We start from the raw sequence: 18572 nt of genomic DNA, 5'->3' as shown, positions 1-18572 counted from the left end.
GCTCCGCAAAGATAACTACAAAAATCTATATGACAAAATACTAAAGCTATGATTTCTGCTTTAAGAGAGCTATTTTAGCATAAACTCCTTGATAATATCGCATTAAACCATTTGCTTTCAAGTAATTAATCTATTGCAAAGTACCTTTCAAAAGTCAGAGAAAGATCTAGATAACTCCGACTGAGAAGTACACCATAAGGCCAGCCAATACAATATAGCCCACGGCATAGGGAAGTGCAGAGGCAAGAATCTTACCATCCTCACCCTCCATACCACACGATGCAGTTGCTATAGCAATACTCTGTGGGGAGATGATCTTACCTCCAGTAGCTCCTGCAGTATTCGCTGCTGCCAACCAATTAGGGTCAGGATAACCAATCTGAGTGGCCACATTTGCCTGAAGCTTACCAAATAGGATATTAGAGGAGGTATCACTACCTGTCACAAAGGTACCGATAGCACCTATCAGTGGTGCAAAGAGAGGGTAGTAGGCACCTGTAGCTGACGCAAGCGCTGACGCAATCACCAATATCATACCCGAGTATCCCATCACAGAAGCAATAGCCACTAGGCTTAGAATGGTCACCACTGTTTTTCGGAGATTGACCACCGTTTCAGCTAATACAGTGAGCAAGGTCTTTACACTCAGCCCTTGAATAAGTCCACCAATTACACTACCCAAAAAGAGCATAAGCCCAGCATTGGAGATCCATCCAAAGGTAAAGAACTTCCCTTCAGGATATATGGGCAAGTGAACTTTACTTACAAGGGTACTCTTAAGGAATCCATTGATACTAGGAACTAGTGGACCGCTGAGCACAATAAATAGGAGGATGAAAAAGTACACACTCCAAGCCCTAAGGTTTGCCTTGGTGGATACCTTTTCTTCCTCTACCTTCTTGCCACTCTTAGTAAATAGCTTAGCATATAGTATGATTACAAAGATAGAAGCAATACTTCCAAAGATAGCTGGAGTCTCGGCTCCTAAATATCTAGCTGATGTAAATTGCACAACGAGTGATACAATACCTACAAGTAGTGCCAGTACAATATTCTTGCCCAGCGCCTTCTTACTACTATCAGTTAAAAACAGAATAATAAAGGGCAAAATAATCATCAGTGGGGAGAGTTGCACAACCACCTTAGAAGAGATATCCAAGATCTCTTCTTGTGTTGCAACACCACTCGCAGAGACTTCATTCGCAAGAGTTGTCACAGGCACGCCAACAGCACCAAATCCTGTAGGTACGCTATTAGCTATCAGCGAAACTAAAGCACTAAAGCCAGGCTTGAATCCCAAAGAGATTAGGATAGCAGCTGGAATCGCAACGGCAGTTCCAAATCCTGCCATCCCCTCTAGCAAACCACCAAATCCCCATACTAGGAGAAGCACGGTGACCCCTTTGTCATCAGAAAGTGATGTGAACTGACGCTTAATAATCTCTATGTCACCACTCTTAAGCAGTACATTATAGCTATAAATAGCCATCAGTATGATAATCAAGATCGGGAAGGTCGCTTTAAGAAATCCCTCTAGCACAGCCCACCATACCCCACTCTGCTCATACCCTTCTGGTGCAAAATCAAATTGATTCGGAAGGAAAAGGGCTATAAGAATGGTAACGATCAAGGTGATAAGGGCACTTTTGTGTCCTGCCATCTTAAAGCCGAGCATCAAGACGAAAAGGAGGACAATCGGAAGAATAGAAAATAATACGCTCATATTTATCTATTGTTGGATAATGATAGTTGCTCAATCACACGAGTAACACCACGGTCTCTCTAGCACCGTGTGCTCCTTTCACTAGGGCTTGCTCAATATCAGCAGTTTTTGAAGGACCAGAGATAAACCCACGGAACTCATTGGTGAGTTCTTTTGGCACCTTTTGATAGGCCTCATGCATCGTATCCACGAGTGCATTACGATCTAGTATGATCACCATTGCCTCTGCAATGAAGTAGATCGCACGATGCTTATATGATTGCTCTATATAAACAGCTCCGTTCTCACACACTCCGAACTCACCGCGAATAACCACAAGGTCCGTCCCATTAAGCTCTCGCGGAGTGTCAATCTCATCAGGATTATAAGTAGCTACATGGACTTCAGGAAGGTTGGAAGCCACTCTCTTGGCATCGGGATAAAGTCGTTGAATAGCTTGGTCTACAGTCTCACCTTCACCCAGCAATTCTGCACGCCCACCTACTCCAGCCGAAATATTCAGGAAGGTTTGAAGCTTATCTTCGTAGGTGATATGTTGAAAGCTAAGGTCTGGCATCTCATACTTCTCATGGGTGTGACGCCTTATATTGTCTAATATCTTTTGTTTGCTTTGATCCATAATAGTACTTTATTTTTTATGATGCTCCTTCCACCAGCTATTGAATGACTGCTTAGTAAACTTTGGCAACTCACGACCCTCACCCCAAGCATTCAAGCCATTATAGATAAGAGGTCGAGGGAGATGATTGACAACTGGTGCCATCTTGATGGCAGTATTAAACATAAACGGGCTATTGAATACAGGGGTCATTGCGTTAACCATCAGCTTCTTCTCCTTATTGGCTTGGCCCAACTTATCCAACTTTTGTCGCCACACATATATCTGCTCTCCTAGATCAATCATCACTGGGCATACATTGGAGCAAGAAAGGCAGAGCGAACATGCCGACACATTGCCTGAGTGCTTATCAGGATCCTTTAGCATACCAAGATTGATACCAATAGGCCCTGGAATAAAGTAACTATAAGAGTAGCCACCACTTCTACGATACACGGGGCAAGTATTCATACAGGCACCACAACGTATACAATTGAGTACTTTACGGTGCTCCTTTTGCTCTAGAATGTCCGTACGTCCATTATCTACTAGTATAAAGTGTTGCTCCCCACCCTGATGTGGCTTTCCGAAGTGCGAGGTATAGGTAGTGCTTGGCTGGCCAGTAGCAGATCGAGCTAAGAGTCTTGTAAATACTGCAAGGCTATCAAGGTTGGGGATCAATTTATCAATGCCAAACGCGGTAATATTAAGGTTTTGACAAGACATACCCATATCGGCATTCCCTTCATTGGTGCATACCACCACCTCACCAGTTTCAGCCACAGCAAAGTTGCCTCCCGTCATAGCTGCATCGGCACTGAGGAAGTCCTCACGAAGTGATTTCCTAGCTTGGTGGGTCAGATAGGTAGGGTCAAAGTTACCCTTCTCACTCCCTAGCTTCTCCTCAAATAGTTTGCCTACAGCTTCACGCTTAATGTGTATTGCAGGGAGTACAATATGGCTAGGATGGGCATGCATCAATTGTAGGATACGCTCCCCTAGATCACTCTCTACCACATCTATGCCTTTGGAAAATAGATAGTTATTCAGCTCACACTCCTCGGAGAGCATCGACTTACTCTTTACCATCTTCTTCACCCCATGACTTGAGAGAATATCATAGATCACCTTACGATACTCCTCGGCATCCTTTGCGTAGTGGACGATACACCCATTGGCGGTGGCATTTTTCTCAAACTCCTCAATTAGCTCCTCCATGTGAGAGGTGCTATACATCTTTATATCACGGGCTGTCTCTCTTAGCTTCTCCCACTCAGGAATATGCTTGCTCAGATTATCACGCTTCTGACGAACGAGCCAAAGGGTCTCATCGTGCCACTTGGCATTTTTCTTATCGGCTAAAAAGGTTTTAGCAGCTTTGGCATGCTGTGTACTCATAACTCAGTAGATCTTTATAGATTAGCGGTTAGGATTTCTAGAAAATGTATCGTGCGAATTGGAAGCTTTTCTCGATCGATCACGCCCTGCATATGCATCAGACATGAGCTATCAGCCCCAGTAATGTATTCAGCACCAGTAGCAATATGGTCATTAACTTTGTCACGTCCCATACAAGCTGAGACTTCGGGTTCTTCTACAGAAAATAGCCCTCCAAAACCACAGCACTCATCAAGCCGACTTGGCTCCTTTACAGTTATCCCCTCCACCTTTTCAAGTAGTGCCCTGATTTTATTGAAGTAGGGCACAGTACGTTCCGATGGAGCTGATAGTCCCAATTCTCTTACACCGTGACAGCTATTGTGTATGCTGACAACGTGTGGAAACTTTGAAGCAAATTTTTCTGGCTTCACCACATCGTGTAAAAACTCAGTAATGTCGTAGATATGCTCTGAGGAATGGCACTCGTGAACTGGTCGACCTAGAATCTGAGGGTGAAACTCTTTCACAAACGCAACGCAACTAGCAGAAGGCCCTACAATATAATCGTACTCCTTAAATAGTTTGTCAAATCTCTCAGCTAAGTGCTTGGACTTGGATTGGTAGCCACCATTGGCCATAGGTTGTCCACAACAAGTTTGGTCAATTGGATAGTCTACATCAAGCCCTAAAGAGCATAGTAGCTTATAACAAGCTATCCCCACATCGGGGTAGACCGCATTAATATAACAAGGGATAAAAAGCCCTATTTTCTTTTCTTTTAATACTTCATCCATACAACTTCCGTCACATCAAGTAGGTTATGTCGTTAATATAATCAATGAAGAGGAGGTTACATCCTTCTCCTTCGTAATGACTGCGAACGAAGAAAATGGCTGTAGAGGGTGTACAGCAAAAAGTAAGTCCGCAATCACTTAAGTTCTCCAAATGTAGCTATATTTTTAGAAACTCAAAAATATATTAACTATAAATCCAGGGGTTACGCATTAGAAAGGTTTTCCCCATAGTTTTTAGTGGAATGCCTAAGGAAAAGGACCTCCTTGGAGGTCCGACGGATCTTAGCCCCCACGTCGGAGGGGCGTTAGCCCCGAACGACTGGGGGATTAACAGTCATCCCCCCTATCCTACGACCCCTTGCGGGTCGGACAACCTAATCTAGGACTCATCATTTGCTCTCAATGTGTGTAGTCATTCAGGAATAGAGAAGACGAAGTGCCTACACGTTCAGAAATGCGATGGTATAGCAAACGTATATTCCGCATACCTGCGGAACGTATTCCGCATGCGTACGGAATCTATTCCGTAGCCCTGCGGAATTCATTCCGCACGCATACGGAATAAGAGGTTGATGCGGTATCCTTGAAAAGAGCATGTGGTATTCCTGAAAATAGTACACACCAGTCACCCGTTATTCCTGAAAGTGTTGACACTTCTTGTAATCTATTCCTGAATAGGTACACAAATAATGGCAATAAAAGACTTCAAAATTAGAATATATATTCTTATCTTTGTGGCGTGAAAAGGAGAGATAGTATATTCGGATATTTAGGTCATCAGAGAGAATGGATCGCTGCCGCTCTCTTTGTAGTGCTACTCTGGCTCGGAGGAGCTATGGGTATGCATACTCTATCCCCAGAGCACCTATTACATCATGCCACCTCTACCGACAACACAAATACAGGAGGTGAGGAGGAGTGTATCCTGCTAGTCTTTGGCAACTCCCCTTTTGATTGTTGTGATCAATCCGAAGCACAAATAGTACATTTCGGTAGCACTGAGTATCAGTACCCCGATGATATTTCACTAATCACCTCCTATCCATTTTCGCACCCCTTACTTCGTGCACCTCCTATCCTTGCTATTGATTGCTAGAGATTAGTAGTTAGTAGTTGTAGCAAGTAACGTAAGTCCTTGTGCCTCATCAATTATTGTGGTGTAAAGACTTGGTCTACTGCTACGGAATTAGGAAATCACATATCATATGAACTTAATATTTAGGAGGATTATCCCTTTCCTCCTCATTGCTCTTGCCATGGTGAATGGTGGAGCTAACATCTCTGCACAAGAGAGATCAAAAGGGCTACTCATTAGGGTAATTGATGATGAGACGCTACAGCCTCTTCCAGGAGTGTTAGTCCATTACGGTAGGGAAGGAAATGTCACAAATGAAGAGGGCAATATTGATTTGCCTCAAGGATTGGCAGCAAATACGACGGTGAGTTTTAGCTACATCGGATATCAAAAGATAAGCCTATCAATAGACAAACTGAGGAGAAGCAAAGGTGGAGTAATCCACATGACACCTATTGCTGAAGCTTTGGGAGAAGTGGTGGTAACTACTGAAGGAAATACCACAAGACGTACGGCAGTGGGTCAGAGTATTGGTGCCCTCACTCTAGGCATGCAAATGGGCAAAAACCTAGGGGAGGCAGTACAAGGGGTAAGAGGTGTGAGCCTTATCTCCAATGGGGTTTCATCATCTCAACCAGTAATCCATGGAATGTATGGGGAGCGTATTCTCATCCTCAACAATGGAGTGAGGCACAAAAGCCAGCAGTGGGGGCAGGGGCACGCACCAGAAATAGCCCTTGCCCAAGCTGGTCGTGTGACCATATTAAAAGGTGCTGAGAGTGTTCGTTATGGTGCGGATGCCCTTGGGGGTGTTATCATTGTAGAGCAAGCATCTCTCCCTTATACTCAAGAGGGTATTAAAGGGTCAACGACTCTGTATGGAACCACTAATGGGCTTGCTTATGGGCTATCTGGAAAGCTTGAAAAAGGGATGGGACCTCACCTCGCATGGAGAGTTCTCAGCGACTACAGCAATAGCGGTGACAAGAGAACAGCTCAATATCTGCTCAATAATACAGGACAACGTCAGTGGAGTATGCTGGGGCAACTAGGTTGGCGAAGCACTGCATTAGAAGCTGAGCTACTTATCAGCTCTCTACAAGAGAAAGAGGGCACCTACTTTGGTGCACAGATGGGGAATGTAGACTTATTAAAGGAACGTATTGAAATGGGAAGGCCTCCCCAAGATGTCATTACCCCATTTACCCGTAAAATAGATTATGGGTACCATACTACTTCCCATAGTCTTGCAAAGCTAAAAATGGGTTATACCCCTAATAATCGACATCGTTTTGAGGGAATGATCGCCTATCAACTCAACCTTCGAAACGAATATCATCTGAGAAGGAATAAACTGAGTCACGTACCAGAATCTGCACTTGTATTACAAAATGTGGAAGGTGAATTTCTTTGGCACTATACTGCTAATAAGCACCTTGAGGTAGAGAGTGGAATACTAGGTACTTTCACGGATAATTACAACAAACCAGGGACTGGCGTGGTCCCCATGATCCCCAACTATGTACAAGGAGGATGGGGAGTCTATACAATTACAAAGTACCACACAGATATGTGGGGTGTAGAGATCGGGATTAGAGGGGATGGACAACGCACTGAGGCAGTAGGAATAGACTATGATGGACAAAACTATGGAGGCATTGAGCACCAAAATAACCTCACCTACTCTATCGGAGGATATGCCGAAATTGCCAACGGCCTAACGCTTAGAAGTCAGATTGGAAGTGCTTGGAGAGCCCCTCATGTTTCGGAGTTGTATAGCAATGGTCTAGATATGGAGCGGGGTATTTATATGATCGGCAACAAGGACCTAAAGAGCGAAAGAGTATTTAAGTGGGTAGCCTCATTGAGTTACCTCAATAGTTGGTTGCACGCTGATATAGAGGGGTACCTACAGTGGGTCAATAATTATATTTACCAAGAACCTACGAAAGCTTATCGCACTCTAGTATCGGGCACCTATCCACTATTCGCTATCAAACAAACATCAGCGGCACTTCATGGGGTAGATGCAGAAGTTACAGTATACCCCCTTTTATGGCTAAGCTACACTATTTCGAGTGGCATGATATGGGCTAACGAGCAATCTACAGGACGCTACCTCCCTTATATGCCTCCATTCCACATACGTGAGGAGATCAAGGGAGAGTGGGAAGTTTTGGGAGGAAGGCACAAAGCTTCCATCTCACTACATCACAAATTCGTAGCTGAGCAAAAGCGATTTGACCCTGATACCGACCTTATTAAGTTTGCCCCACCAGCCTACCATTTGGTAGGTCTCAATGTGGGTTTTACTCAAGGTGGAATAGCAAAGAATAGTGATATCATCTACCGACTTAGCATCGAGAACCTATTCAATAAGGAGTACAAGGAGTACACCAACTTGGCACGCTACTACGCTCATGACTTAGGAATGAACATACAATTTTCAATATCATACAACTTTTAACTGAATAAAGATTATGCAAACAAGACAATTACTTTTCGCAGCCCTATCCGCTATTCTAATAATGGCAACAAGCTGCAAACCAAAAGAGGCGGTGGATGAAACAAAGCAAAAGAATCATCAGGACACACATAAAATAGAGATAACTTTCACTCTTGGAGCTATGAAAGGGGATAAATTCATCCCTTCGGGTGAGCCATCGGCCTCTATCATAGCCTCGCAAGCGAGCGAATGGCGACAGAGCAAAGTGATTACTCTCCAGACTGATACCCCCTATTTCGTCCAAGTCACCCACTATAGCAAGTCGGGGCAATCAATCAACCGTGAGTATGTAACTAATGGGGAAGATCGCATACATCAACACTTTTTCATGCCAAAGATTGAAGAAAGCAATCTAAGTGCAACGTCAATAATTGACTATCGGTACTTGGATACAGACCCTTGGGATGCCCCTATCTCAACTGATGCCAAGGTGATCGGCAAAGAGAATCCGATTGGTCTCAAGGGCGTAATGACTTTTAAGGTGCCTACGGAACAATTAAAAATACGGCTTAGGTTACTTCACGCAAGAGGTAGCAAGTTTAGCAGTGAAGGGAAAGTATCGCCATTTTACCAACCAAGTGTATGGACAGCTAACGGGCAGTATGACCTCGACTTTACCTTTGAAGTCAATGTGGAATCTAAGAAATAACCACAAAATATGAAGCTTAATATATTACTATTCATTGCTACAGCTCTTATGGCTGTAGCTTGCAAATATGTGGAGTGTCCCAATATTCAAACTCCAATAGAGCTACCAGAAGTAGCCAAGGTGGAGGTGGTGGTCATTGAGGGACATTTACACGGCACCTATGGTTTTCACCAAACTGCAGACGCAAAGGGACAAAAATATATGCGACGCTTTCATAGGTTTATATTTGAAAAAGGGCCGGATGGCTCAATGTTCTTATCTCCCACCTCTGAGCAACATCTTTGTGCAGTAGGCGGCATCGGAGAGCACGATCCAAAAATCAATAATGATAGCGAGCTAAGCAAAAAGATAGCGATTGCTTACGGTTTCTGGGTAGAGTACTATGATGCTCAAGGTAATCAGATAACTGATAAAGTTCTCGGTGGAGATCATTCAAAACGACTTCAGCACTTTTTTACTGTTTCAGATACCCACCCTACTTTTGATGGAGATAAAAATGAAGTGGACAAATATAAAGAGTCTGCTGAGTTCATTACCTATATATACTGCGACACCGATCCATTATCGGCACGGATCAAAGATGGAGCTAAGGTAGTAGGTTCAACCAACCCTATCGGATACAAAGGCTACCTAGGGTTCTCTGTACCCCGCTCTGAATGCTCTCTACATATCACCCTCTCCGACCTCACTTCTATAGGGAAGTTATCAAGCGGTAGCCCATACCGCTACTATCAATTACCCACACAAGGTAAAAAGCTTGTGGAACTAACAATACCAGTGACCATTTTTGCTCATGGATACGAGGCGGTAGAGCACTACGAACTAGAGAATATGACTGAAAGCGATATGAAATACCTTAATTCAATTGCATATGCGTATGGAATTACCCAGGAAGAGGCATTGGAGGAGATCCTCATTCGCCTTCATGACGATTCCGGACACACCGACTCAGGATACTGGTTCTAGTATCCAGTTTGTGTGATAGTGACTTTTTACTACGAGAGTTGATCCGGCCAATTGGATAACCTATATACATTAAAAGCGGTCTATCTAAGCTAGATAGACCGCTTTTAATGTAGTGCAATATGACTTCCTTACTTCTTGGCAGGAGTCACCTTGATCAATTCGCACTCAAACTTTAGAAGTCCTGTAGGACCATAAGTTTGTTCACCAATCTCACCGTAAGCTAGGTTACCTGGAATCCAAAGAGTAAACTTAGAACCCTCTGGCATAAGTTGGAAGCCCTCAGTCCAGCCTTTGATCACGCCATTAAGTGGGAATTCTGCTGGCTCATTACGATCGTAAGAAGAGTCAAATACCTCACCAAGTACATCAGTACCCTTGTAGTGAACAGTAACAGTATCATCAGCACTTGGCTTAATACCAGTACCCATAGTTTCAACCTTATACATCAGACCACTCTCAGTCTTTTGAACATCAGCATCAGCTGCGAGTTCTTCGAGTATTTTCTTCTCAGCATTTACCTTCTTTTCGTTAGCAAGACGTGCTTCCTCAGCTTGCTTCTGCTGCATCTTCACTTGAAACTCCTGAAGAATTCTATTGGCTGCATCTTGGTCAATAACGCTTTTATCGCGAAGCTCAGCTACAACACCTGCAATGAAATTGTCAAGATTAATAGTGGTATCTTGCTCAATTCCTTGACGGAAGTTATCACCCATTCCGTAGCCCTGCATGTAAGAAGATGACTTTCCACCTTTTTCGTAAGCTCCATCAATGATTCCCTGAATCAAATCATCAAGCTTTATAGTAGAATCTTGCTGGAAGTAAGTTTTCATTTGTGAAGCATTAAGCACTCCAATAGCATAAGATACGCTATCAGTGTCACTGGTAAACTTTGCAGGCTTCACCTTACCACCACAAGAAGAAAGAAGCATTCCTACTGAAAATAGGATAGTTGCTCCACCTAATAAAATCTTTTTCATCGCTTAAAATATTAATTTGTTTGTATTTATTATTTTACTATATCAAGTAACTCAATATCAAAGATAAGAGTACTATATGGCTCAATCATCTGGCCTGCACCATGCTCGCCGTATGCGTGCTGGTATGGGATGGTCACCCTCCACTTCGAGCCCACAGGCATCAATTGAAGAATCTCTTGCCACCCTTGTATCACTCCATTCACTGGGAATGTAGCTGGCTCGCCACGTTGAACCGAGCTATCGAATACCACGCCATTAATAAGGGTACCGTGGTAGTGGCACTTCACGCTATCTGTAAGTTTAGGCTTTTCGCCATCGCCCTTCACTAGGATCTCATATTGTACCCCAGATGGCAATGTAGTTACCCCCGCCTTGTGGCTATTTACGAGCTGATACTCAGCTCCGGCACTCTTATTTAGCTCTATACGCTCCTCATGGACTTTAGTTAGATAGGCATTTAACACCTCTCTAGCTTCATCCATCGTCATTGCCTTTTCCTTCTCCTCTAAAACGTCTAGTAGGCCCTTGGTAAAGTCCTCAGCGCTCTTAACCTCAAAGCCCTCTGCCTTGAAATTGTGGCCCATACTTAAGCCTAGGGCATAACTAACTTTATCTTTCATTATAAACTCTATTCAATTAAACTTTGTAATAACTCGGTTGCAAAGATAGCAAAAAATGAGGGGATATTAAAACGTGTGAGTTTCAATACCCCCTCTGTCATATTAGTACTTAGTGAATGGCGACGGTACTACTGAAGGCTTTGTAGGTATTTGTGCATTCCTGCAGCCGCCTTACGACCATCACCCATAGCAAGAATCACAGTTGCCCCTCCTCGTACAATGTCACCACCAGCGAAAACATCACTCAAGTCACTCTGACTACTCTCTTCGTTTACGATAATAGTGCCCCGCTTAGAGATATTAAGTCCTTCAAAGTTATTTGGGATGATAGGGTTTGGAGATACCCCCACACTAACTACTACTTGGTCCACTGGAATCTCTTCAATAGCCCCTTCGATTGGAATAGGACTGCGACGACCAGAGGCATCCGGCTCGCCAAGCTCCATCTTCTGAACCTTCATCGCACAAACCTTACCAGTACCATCATCTACGTACTCTACAGGATTGTGGAGCGTCATAAATTCCACCCCTTCCTCCTTAGCGTGATGTACCTCCTCCAGACGAGCTGGCATCTCCTCTTCGCTACGACGATAGACAATCATGGCACGCTCTGCGCCAAGACGGAGAGCGGTACGAACAGAGTCCATAGCGGTATTACCACCACCTATTACCGCCACTCTCTTGCCGTGAGATACAGGGGTATCAGCACCAGGCTGCCCTGCATGCATTAGATTGACACGCGTCAGGTACTCATTACTCGACATCACACCCACCAGGTTCTCTCCAGGAATATGCATAAACCTTGGCAGGCCAGCTCCACTACCTACGAATATTGCTTTGAATCCCTCGTCATGTAAGTCTTGATAAGAAACAGTCTTGCCAACAATCACATTGGTTTCAAACTTGATGCCAAGGGCTTTGAGCTTATCAATCTCAAAGTCTACAATATCATTAGGGAGCCTAAACTCTGGAATACCATATCTAAGTACGCCACCTAATTCATGAAGCGCCTCAAAGACCGTGACATCATATCCCCACTTAGCCAAATCACCAGCGCAAGATAGACCAGCAGGACCTGACCCCGCTACAGCCACCTTAATGCCATTGGGGACAATCTTCTCGTGCTCTTCACCAGCTTTGCCAGATAGGATCGTCTCTCTTTCGTAATCAGATACATAGCGCTCCAAGAAGCCAATGGCCACTGCTGGCTTCTTCAGTTTCTGAGTATAAATACACTTACTCTCACATTGTCTCTCTTGCGGACATACTCGACCACAGACACCAGGAAGGGAGCTAGTTTCTCGAATAATCTTAGCCGCCTCAAGAGGCTTTCCGGCTTCTACATACTTCAAAAAGCTTGGAATATGAATGCTTACAGGACATCCCTCCATACAGGTAGGACTGGCACAGTCAAGACATCGCTTAGACTCTTGAAGAGCCATCTCATCAGTAAGTCCGAGGCTCACCTCCTCATGATTAGTCGCTCTATATTTACCATCAAGTGAAGGCATCTCCACCCTCTTAAGGGCCATTCTATCCTTGGCACTCATGCTTTTTCTGAGTTGCTCACGCCACTCCTGTGCCCTTCTTTCTTTTACAAGTTCCATATACGCTTATCTATTGATCAATTCCTGGTCTTTAAATGCATTCATACGCTTTAGCATCTCATCAAAGTCCACCTTGTGTGCATCAAATTCCGGACCATCCACACATACAAACTTTGTCTGCCCGTCCACGGTAATTCGGCACGCGCCACACATGCCAGTCCCATCCACCATAATTGTATTGAGGCTAGCAAATGTTGGCACCTCATACTTCTTAGTTAGCTCCGCCACAAACTTCATCATTATGGCAGGGCCAATCGTGACGCACAGATCCACGTGCTCACGCTGAAGCACCTCCTCAATTCCGGCAGTGACGAGTCCCTTCTTTCCCGAGGAACCATCATCAGTCATAATCACCACTTCGTCCGAATTAGCCCTCATCTCCTTCTCCAGTATGATTAGGTCTTTATTCCTCGCAGCGAGAACTACAATCACCCGATTACCGGCCTTGTGCATTGCTTGTACAATAGGGAACAATGGGGCTACCCCCACTCCTCCACCTGCACAAATCACCGTGCCATACTTCTTAATCTTTGTAGCTTGTCCAAGTGGACCTACCACATCGGTAACATAGTCACCCTCGTGTAGCTCACAGAGCTTGCTGGAGCTCCGTCCTACATTCTGTACCACCAATGTGATCGTGCCGGCATCAACATCTGAATCAGCAATAGTAAGTGGGATCCTCTCCCCCTTTTCACCAACGCGAACAATTACAAAGTGCCCTGCTTTACGAGACTTTGCAATTCGAGGGGCTTCAATGACGAACTTTACCACTCTTTCGGATAGGTTTTCCCTAGATACGATTTTATTCATAATGAGTTATGTGTATTGGATAAATCAATAAACTTGTGTGCAAAGGTAATAAAATTAGAGTATAACTTTTAGTAAATTCTTTCCCCATATGCCTTCTAGTTGCTTTATAGCAAGTCCTCGAGACATCATCTCCATAGTAACCCTCAGTAATTGGGAGGTACTTCTGCATCCTATCACCTCACCACCGCCATCAAAGTCGGTACCAATTCCTACATGATCCGCTCCCACAATGTTGATGGCATGCTCAATGTGATCCACAAAGTCTGCTATAGTAGCTCCTTGCTCCTTGAGGAAGCCATGGTACATACATAGTTGGATGACGCCACCCTTTTCTGCAATAGCCTTGAGTAACTCATCTGGTAGATTCCTTGGGTGGTTATAGAGGGCCCTACAGGAACTATGGCTAGCTATAATTGGTCGATTGCTTATCTCCAGTACATGAGCCACCGTACTATCCGAGGCGTGAGAGACATCAACAGCAATACCTAGGCGATTCATTTCACGCACTACCTCCACCCCAAAGTCACTAAGACCTCCATGGGTTAGGTTACTCTTCATAGCCGAGTCACAAATCAAGTTGTCACCATTGTGGCAAAGCGTCATATACTTCACCCCTCTTCGAGCCAACTCTTCTAGTTTGTGCAAGTCATTCCCGATTGCGTACCCATTCTCCACCGCCTTACAGACCATCACTAGACCCATCCTCTTTGCATGAGGCACAGTAGTTGTGTCATAAATGAGCTTCATATCCTCCCGATGTGCTGTCACATAAGCATCCGTTGTCTCCAGCATCTCGAGGACTTGCTCAAAAGGCTTCTCCGAACCCTGAGGTACATAGGCAGCCATAAAGACGAGGTCCAGTCCACCAGTAATCATTCCACTATAATCCACTTTAGGCTGTAAGTTTTCGGCACAAGGATTTCCCACCAATATAGAAGGGGTATCCACGTGCGAATCAAGCGTCAAATGGTGCTTATGGAAAGCGCGAGCGTGTTGATAAAGCTTCGCTTCATCAACTATGTGGGTAAAAAGATGGTGATGTGCCGTCTTTCCTTCCCAAGCCAACGCTTCAGGATGCCATTGTACTCCTAGAGCATTGTATTCAGGATAATAATCTACCGCCTCAATAACTCCATCGCTAGAGGTAGCACATACTGTACCACCTGGTGCCACAACACCTACTGCTTGGTGGTGAAAAGAGTTGACCAACAAATCCTCCTCCCTCAAAATTCTCTGGAGCCGACTATTCGGCGAAATATATACCTTATGCCAAACCTCATACCTCGAGGCGGTTTGATTATGGTTAATGAGGTTATCCTTACTGGCTAGGTCTTGAATTAAGGTACCTCCTAGTGCTACATTTAGGATCTGTAAGCCCCGACATATGCCTAGGATAGGTATATTCCACTTGATCGCACACTTCACAAGAGCCAAGTCGTAATAGTCCTTGAGATGATCAATGGTATTTACACCAGGAGCAGGCTCCTCACCCCACCACAAAGAGTGGATATCACAACCCCCCGATAACACCAATCCATCACATCGACCTAGCGTAGCCAATAGAAGCTCTAAATCAGTGGTCTGCGGGATCATCAAAGGGATTCCACCGGCATGACGAATACAATCACCATATGTATGAGTGAGCCTATTTTCATCCAGATGATTATGGTTAGCAGAAATGCCAATAACAGGCTTCTTCCCTGAGTTCGGATTGACCTTATCAATATCTCGCTGTAAGGTCTCTAAAGAGAAGTCTATTTTACTCAGCAATTGATCGTCTTTCATAGCTTAGTTCATTTATGAATTAGGGGGCACAAGAGAGATGCATCCCTTGTACCCCCTATGAAAAATTAATGCTTTATAAAGATGCCGAGCAATTAGGCGTCGACATTGGCATACGTAGCATTTTGCTCTATAAACTCTCTTCTGGGCACCACATCCTCACCCATAAGGGTAGAGAATACCACATCGGCTTCAGCGGCACTTTCCATGGTTACCAGCTTCAAGTAGCGTTGCTCTGGATCCATCGTTGTATCCCAAAGTTGGTCGTGATTCATCTCTCCCAGACCTTTGTATCGCTGCACAGTTACCTTACTCTCCTCACCATCGGCAAAGTTATCGACAAAGTTTTTTCTATCTTCGTCTGTCCAGCAGTATCTTACGATATCCCCTTTCTTGCATTGATATAGTGGAGGATTAGCGATATAGACGTACCCTCTTTCAATCAACACGCGCATATGGCGGAAGAAGAAGGTCAATAGAAGCGTTGCAATATGGCTACCATCGACATCGGCATCCGTCATGATGATAATCTTGTGATACCTTAGCTTATCTATATTGAGTGCTTTTGGATCCTCCTCCGTACCGATAGATACTCCCAAAGCAGTATACATCGCTTGAATCTCTTGATTCTCAAGTACACGGTGCATCATTGCCTTTTCCACATTGAGGATCTTACCTCTCAGTGGCAAAATAGCCTGAAACATAGAGTCTCTACCCTGCTTAGCTGTACCCCCTGCCGAGTCACCCTCCACTAAGAAAAGCTCACATATCTCAGGGTCACGACTACGACAATCGGCCAATTTCCCTGGTAGACCACCCGAAAACATTGGGCCCTTACGCTGTACCATCTCTCTGGCTCTCTTAGCAGCCATACGAGCTTTTGCGGCCAAGATCACCTTGTCCACGATCATCCGGGCCTCCTTAGGGTTTTCCTCCAAGAAGTTGGTCAGTGCTTCCGAGACAGCTGTATCCACCGCACTCACCGCCTCGCTATTACCTAGCTTAGTCTTCGTCTGTCCCTCAAACTGAGGCTCCTGTACTTTGATAGAGATCACTGCTGTAAGACCCTCACGGAAGTCATCGCCCAGTACCTCCACCTTCTCCTTCTCCAGAAGACCAGAGTCATCGGCATACTTCTTCAGCGTGCGCGTCAATGCTCGTCTAAATCCTGTGAGATGGGTACCGCCCTCAATAGTATTGATATTATTGACATAAGAGTAGACATTCTCATTGAAAGTGGTATTATAGGTCATTGCCACCTCCACTGGGATCTCCCCTTTATCATTGACAATATGGATCACCTCATCCATCAGATGCTCCTTATTACCATCAAGATAGCGGACAAACTCCTTCAACCCCTCCTCCGAATAAAAGCTCTGGCTCTTTGGATTACCATCCTCGTCTCTATCTCTAAAGTCAGTAATCGAAAGCCGCACCCCTGCATTGAGGTAAGCCAACTCCCGAAGTCTATCTGCCAGTATCTTGTACTCATACTTTGTCACCACAAAGATAGAATGATCAGGATGGAATGTGACAGAGGTTCCTGTCCTATCCGTTTCCCCAATCACCTCTACTGCGGTTTGTGGAATACCCCTAGAATATTCTTGCCTATATATCTTGCCATCTCTGTAGACCTCTGCGATTAGCTTATCCGAAAGTGCATTAACACAAGAGACACCCACACCGTGGAGACCTCCAGAAACTTTATATGAGCCTTTATCAAACTTACCGCCAGCGTGAAGTACCGTCATTACCACCTCCAAAGCCGACTTCCCGAGCTTCTCGTGCCTATCCACTGGGATTCCGCGCCCATCATCATGCACTGATATAGAGTCATCCTCATTGATCTCCACTTCAATATGGCTAGCATAGCCAGCCATCGCTTCATCAATTGAGTTATCCACCACCTCATTGACTAAGTGGTGTAATCCCTTAGAACTGATATCCCCTATATACATTGCGGGACGCTTACGTACCGCCTCAAGCCCCTCCAGAACTTGGATGTTAGATGAGTCGTAATGACCTTTCTCATTCGGCACGCCACTCACCCCTGCCATTAATTCTTCACTCATAATATACTATGTACTTATTCACTCAGACTCCCCCATATAGCCCACCCCTATTACATACAAAGGTACCAAAAAAATATTAGTTATTCTAGGCTTCAAAGGTCTTTTATTCCCTCCAACCTACTATTCCCTACTGCGCTCAATGACACCACTCCCATAACGCTTGTTCACTATGACAATTACCTCATACAGTTGGGACAAAAGCATTCCTTATATGCTTGACACTCTTTGGATGAACCTTATCTGGAGCATAGACTAGAATATAATCAAAGCGGACTGTCTTATACTTCACCCTTCTGAGATTTTGGCAATACCTATTGGAAGCCCAGATGAGATGATTCTGCTGTTCAGGTGTGACTAGTCGATCCAATTCCGACATAATGATAGGATTGGATCGGCTCTTTACTTCAATAAAACAAAGGACATCTCCCTCCAGTGCTATGATATCTATCTCTAGTCGCCCCACCTTGTAGTTCCGTTCCAAAATCACAAAGCCTCTCTTGCTAAGCTCTTCACAAATGATCAGCTCCATGAAATGTCCATCTACCCTATTCGTATCTATTAGCTTGGCCATTTTGTTCGTAGTCTAAGATCTTTCTCTTTAGTTGAGTACCCCATTTATACCCTCCCAGTGTATGGTCAGATTTTATCACCCTATGGCAAGGTAGTAGCAGAAAATGCTTGTTCCTTCCCAACTGAGAACCTATAACCCGTGCAAAACCGCTACTAAGTCCTAAACGAGATGCCAACTCCGAATAGGAGAGAGTGGCACCGTATGGTATTTGGCTCAAAGTCAACCAAAAGTGAGGTGCCCAGCTTGGTGCTAAAAGGTCTAAAGTATACTGAGGTGGCGCTGGCGAGATACATCTAAATGCATCGGCTAGCTTTGGGTGGCTTTCTATGGCATACTTAATAAGTGAATTGTCAGCAGTTTTGCAAGGATTACAAGATAGTATCTTCCCGCTCTCCTCTAGTAGGCACTCCACTATGCCTACAGGCGAACGAAAATAATACCG

General features: G+C 44.5%; 16 protein-coding genes. 4 read left to right on the top strand and 12 right to left on the bottom strand.

The features are described from left to right. Positions 1 to 166: 166 nt before the first annotated feature. From HMPREF3027_RS05095 to HMPREF3027_RS05080, 4 genes are read right to left on the bottom strand one after another with little or no spacing between them, the layout of a single operon-like run. Positions 167 to 1723 (bottom strand): L-lactate permease, encoded by a 1557-nt coding sequence (locus HMPREF3027_RS05095; protein WP_070707451.1) that lies wholly within the window; start codon positions 1721 to 1723, stop codon positions 167 to 169. A gap of 34 nt (positions 1724 to 1757) precedes the next feature. Then, on the bottom strand, positions 1758 to 2342 hold the full coding sequence (locus HMPREF3027_RS05090) for a LutC/YkgG family protein (protein ID WP_070707449.1): 585 nt from the start codon (positions 2340 to 2342) through the stop codon (positions 1758 to 1760). A gap of 9 nt (positions 2343 to 2351) precedes the next feature. Beyond that, complete coding sequence (locus tag HMPREF3027_RS05085; protein ID WP_018028571.1) at positions 2352 to 3719, bottom strand: lactate utilization protein B; 1368 nt, start codon at positions 3717 to 3719, stop codon at positions 2352 to 2354. 14 nt (positions 3720 to 3733) lie between these two features. Then, on the bottom strand, positions 3734 to 4495 hold the full coding sequence (locus tag HMPREF3027_RS05080; RefSeq protein ID WP_018028570.1) for a (Fe-S)-binding protein: 762 nt from the start codon (positions 4493 to 4495) through the stop codon (positions 3734 to 3736). Between the two features lie 739 nt (positions 4496 to 5234). Between HMPREF3027_RS05080 and HMPREF3027_RS05075 the strand changes: the two genes are divergently transcribed. The 4 genes from HMPREF3027_RS05075 (at position 5235) to HMPREF3027_RS05060 (ending at position 9691) form a co-directional block, all read left to right on the top strand. Beyond that, on the top strand, positions 5235 to 5591 hold the full coding sequence (locus HMPREF3027_RS05075) for a hypothetical protein (RefSeq protein WP_070707447.1): 357 nt from the start codon (positions 5235 to 5237) through the stop codon (positions 5589 to 5591). Between the two features lie 109 nt (positions 5592 to 5700). Then, positions 5701 to 8037, top strand: coding sequence for a TonB-dependent receptor (locus tag HMPREF3027_RS05070; protein WP_083317518.1), 2337 nt, complete (start codon positions 5701 to 5703; stop codon positions 8035 to 8037). A gap of 13 nt (positions 8038 to 8050) precedes the next feature. Continuing rightward, positions 8051 to 8725 carry a hypothetical protein gene (locus HMPREF3027_RS05065; protein ID WP_070707445.1) on the top strand — a complete coding sequence of 225 codons (675 nt, stop codon included), beginning with the start codon at positions 8051 to 8053 and terminating at the stop codon, positions 8723 to 8725. 9 nt (positions 8726 to 8734) lie between these two features. Next, positions 8735 to 9691 carry a hypothetical protein gene (locus HMPREF3027_RS05060; RefSeq protein WP_070707443.1) on the top strand — a complete coding sequence of 319 codons (957 nt, stop codon included), beginning with the start codon at positions 8735 to 8737 and terminating at the stop codon, positions 9689 to 9691. A gap of 128 nt (positions 9692 to 9819) precedes the next feature. On the opposite strand, the gene HMPREF3027_RS09820 is transcribed toward HMPREF3027_RS05060, so the two are convergent. The 8 genes from HMPREF3027_RS09820 to HMPREF3027_RS09870 form a co-directional block, all read right to left on the bottom strand. Continuing rightward, a complete protein-coding gene (locus HMPREF3027_RS09820) occupies positions 9820 to 10668 on the bottom strand; it encodes an FKBP-type peptidyl-prolyl cis-trans isomerase (RefSeq protein ID WP_070707441.1) in 849 nt (282 codons plus the stop codon). A gap of 29 nt (positions 10669 to 10697) precedes the next feature. Further along, positions 10698 to 11288 (bottom strand): BamJ family beta-barrel-assembly machinery protein, encoded by a 591-nt coding sequence (locus tag HMPREF3027_RS05050; RefSeq protein ID WP_021903368.1) that lies wholly within the window; start codon positions 11286 to 11288, stop codon positions 10698 to 10700. Positions 11289 to 11416: 128 nt separating this feature from the next. Then, the gene (gene gltA, locus HMPREF3027_RS05045) at positions 11417 to 12895 is read right to left on the bottom strand and encodes an NADPH-dependent glutamate synthase (protein WP_070707439.1); all 1479 of its coding nucleotides are present in this window, start codon (positions 12893 to 12895) and stop codon (positions 11417 to 11419) included. Between the two features lie 6 nt (positions 12896 to 12901). After that, positions 12902 to 13705: a sulfide/dihydroorotate dehydrogenase-like FAD/NAD-binding protein gene (locus tag HMPREF3027_RS05040; protein ID WP_070707437.1), complete on the bottom strand. Its 804-nt coding sequence runs from the start codon at positions 13703 to 13705 to the stop codon at positions 12902 to 12904. 54 nt (positions 13706 to 13759) lie between these two features. Continuing rightward, the gene (locus HMPREF3027_RS05035; protein ID WP_070707435.1) at positions 13760 to 15490 is read right to left on the bottom strand and encodes a membrane dipeptidase; all 1731 of its coding nucleotides are present in this window, start codon (positions 15488 to 15490) and stop codon (positions 13760 to 13762) included. 92 nt (positions 15491 to 15582) lie between these two features. Then, positions 15583 to 17559, bottom strand: coding sequence for a DNA topoisomerase (ATP-hydrolyzing) subunit B (gene gyrB, locus HMPREF3027_RS05030; protein WP_070707433.1), 1977 nt, complete (start codon positions 17557 to 17559; stop codon positions 15583 to 15585). Between the two features lie 181 nt (positions 17560 to 17740). Next, complete coding sequence (locus tag HMPREF3027_RS05025) at positions 17741 to 18130, bottom strand: YraN family protein (RefSeq protein ID WP_018028558.1); 390 nt, start codon at positions 18128 to 18130, stop codon at positions 17741 to 17743. Next, complete coding sequence (locus HMPREF3027_RS09870) at positions 18105 to 18542, bottom strand: methylated-DNA--[protein]-cysteine S-methyltransferase (protein WP_353933988.1); 438 nt, start codon at positions 18540 to 18542, stop codon at positions 18105 to 18107. The genes HMPREF3027_RS05025 and HMPREF3027_RS09870 overlap by 26 nt, the downstream gene beginning before the upstream one ends. Positions 18543 to 18572 lie beyond the last annotated feature (30 nt).

Origin of the sequence: Porphyromonas sp. HMSC077F02 (assembly GCF_001815465.1) — a bacterium.
Taxonomy (GTDB): domain Bacteria; phylum Bacteroidota; class Bacteroidia; order Bacteroidales; family Porphyromonadaceae; genus Porphyromonas_A; species Porphyromonas_A somerae.
Note: the sequence above shows the minus strand (reverse complement) of the source record. Positions and strands in the feature narration are given on the sequence as shown.

What these genes read in the sequence shown, in the direction of transcription:
- HMPREF3027_RS05095 (WP_070707451.1), bottom strand. Translation starts at nt 1,723, where the DNA reads ATGAGCGTATTATTTTCTATTCTTCCGATTGTCCTCCTTTTCGTCTTG.
- HMPREF3027_RS05090 (WP_070707449.1), bottom strand. Translation starts at nt 2,342, where the DNA reads ATGGATCAAAGCAAACAAAAGATATTAGACAATATAAGGCGTCACACC.
- HMPREF3027_RS05085 (WP_018028571.1), bottom strand. Translation starts at nt 3,719, where the DNA reads ATGAGTACACAGCATGCCAAAGCTGCTAAAACCTTTTTAGCCGATAAG.
- HMPREF3027_RS05080 (WP_018028570.1), bottom strand. Translation starts at nt 4,495, where the DNA reads ATGGATGAAGTATTAAAAGAAAAGAAAATAGGGCTTTTTATCCCTTGT.
- HMPREF3027_RS05070 (WP_083317518.1), top strand. Translation starts at nt 5,701, where the DNA reads ATGAACTTAATATTTAGGAGGATTATCCCTTTCCTCCTCATTGCTCTT.
- HMPREF3027_RS05065 (WP_070707445.1), top strand. Translation starts at nt 8,051, where the DNA reads ATGCAAACAAGACAATTACTTTTCGCAGCCCTATCCGCTATTCTAATA.
- HMPREF3027_RS05060 (WP_070707443.1), top strand. Translation starts at nt 8,735, where the DNA reads ATGAAGCTTAATATATTACTATTCATTGCTACAGCTCTTATGGCTGTA.
- HMPREF3027_RS09820 (WP_070707441.1), bottom strand. Translation starts at nt 10,668, where the DNA reads ATGAAAAAGATTTTATTAGGTGGAGCAACTATCCTATTTTCAGTAGGA.
- HMPREF3027_RS05050 (WP_021903368.1), bottom strand. Translation starts at nt 11,288, where the DNA reads ATGAAAGATAAAGTTAGTTATGCCCTAGGCTTAAGTATGGGCCACAAT.
- gltA (WP_070707439.1), bottom strand. Translation starts at nt 12,895, where the DNA reads ATGGAACTTGTAAAAGAAAGAAGGGCACAGGAGTGGCGTGAGCAACTC.
- HMPREF3027_RS05040 (WP_070707437.1), bottom strand. Translation starts at nt 13,705, where the DNA reads ATGAATAAAATCGTATCTAGGGAAAACCTATCCGAAAGAGTGGTAAAG.
- HMPREF3027_RS05035 (WP_070707435.1), bottom strand. Translation starts at nt 15,490, where the DNA reads ATGAAAGACGATCAATTGCTGAGTAAAATAGACTTCTCTTTAGAGACC.
- gyrB (WP_070707433.1), bottom strand. Translation starts at nt 17,559, where the DNA reads ATGAGTGAAGAATTAATGGCAGGGGTGAGTGGCGTGCCGAATGAGAAA.
- HMPREF3027_RS05025 (WP_018028558.1), bottom strand. Translation starts at nt 18,130, where the DNA reads ATGGCCAAGCTAATAGATACGAATAGGGTAGATGGACATTTCATGGAG.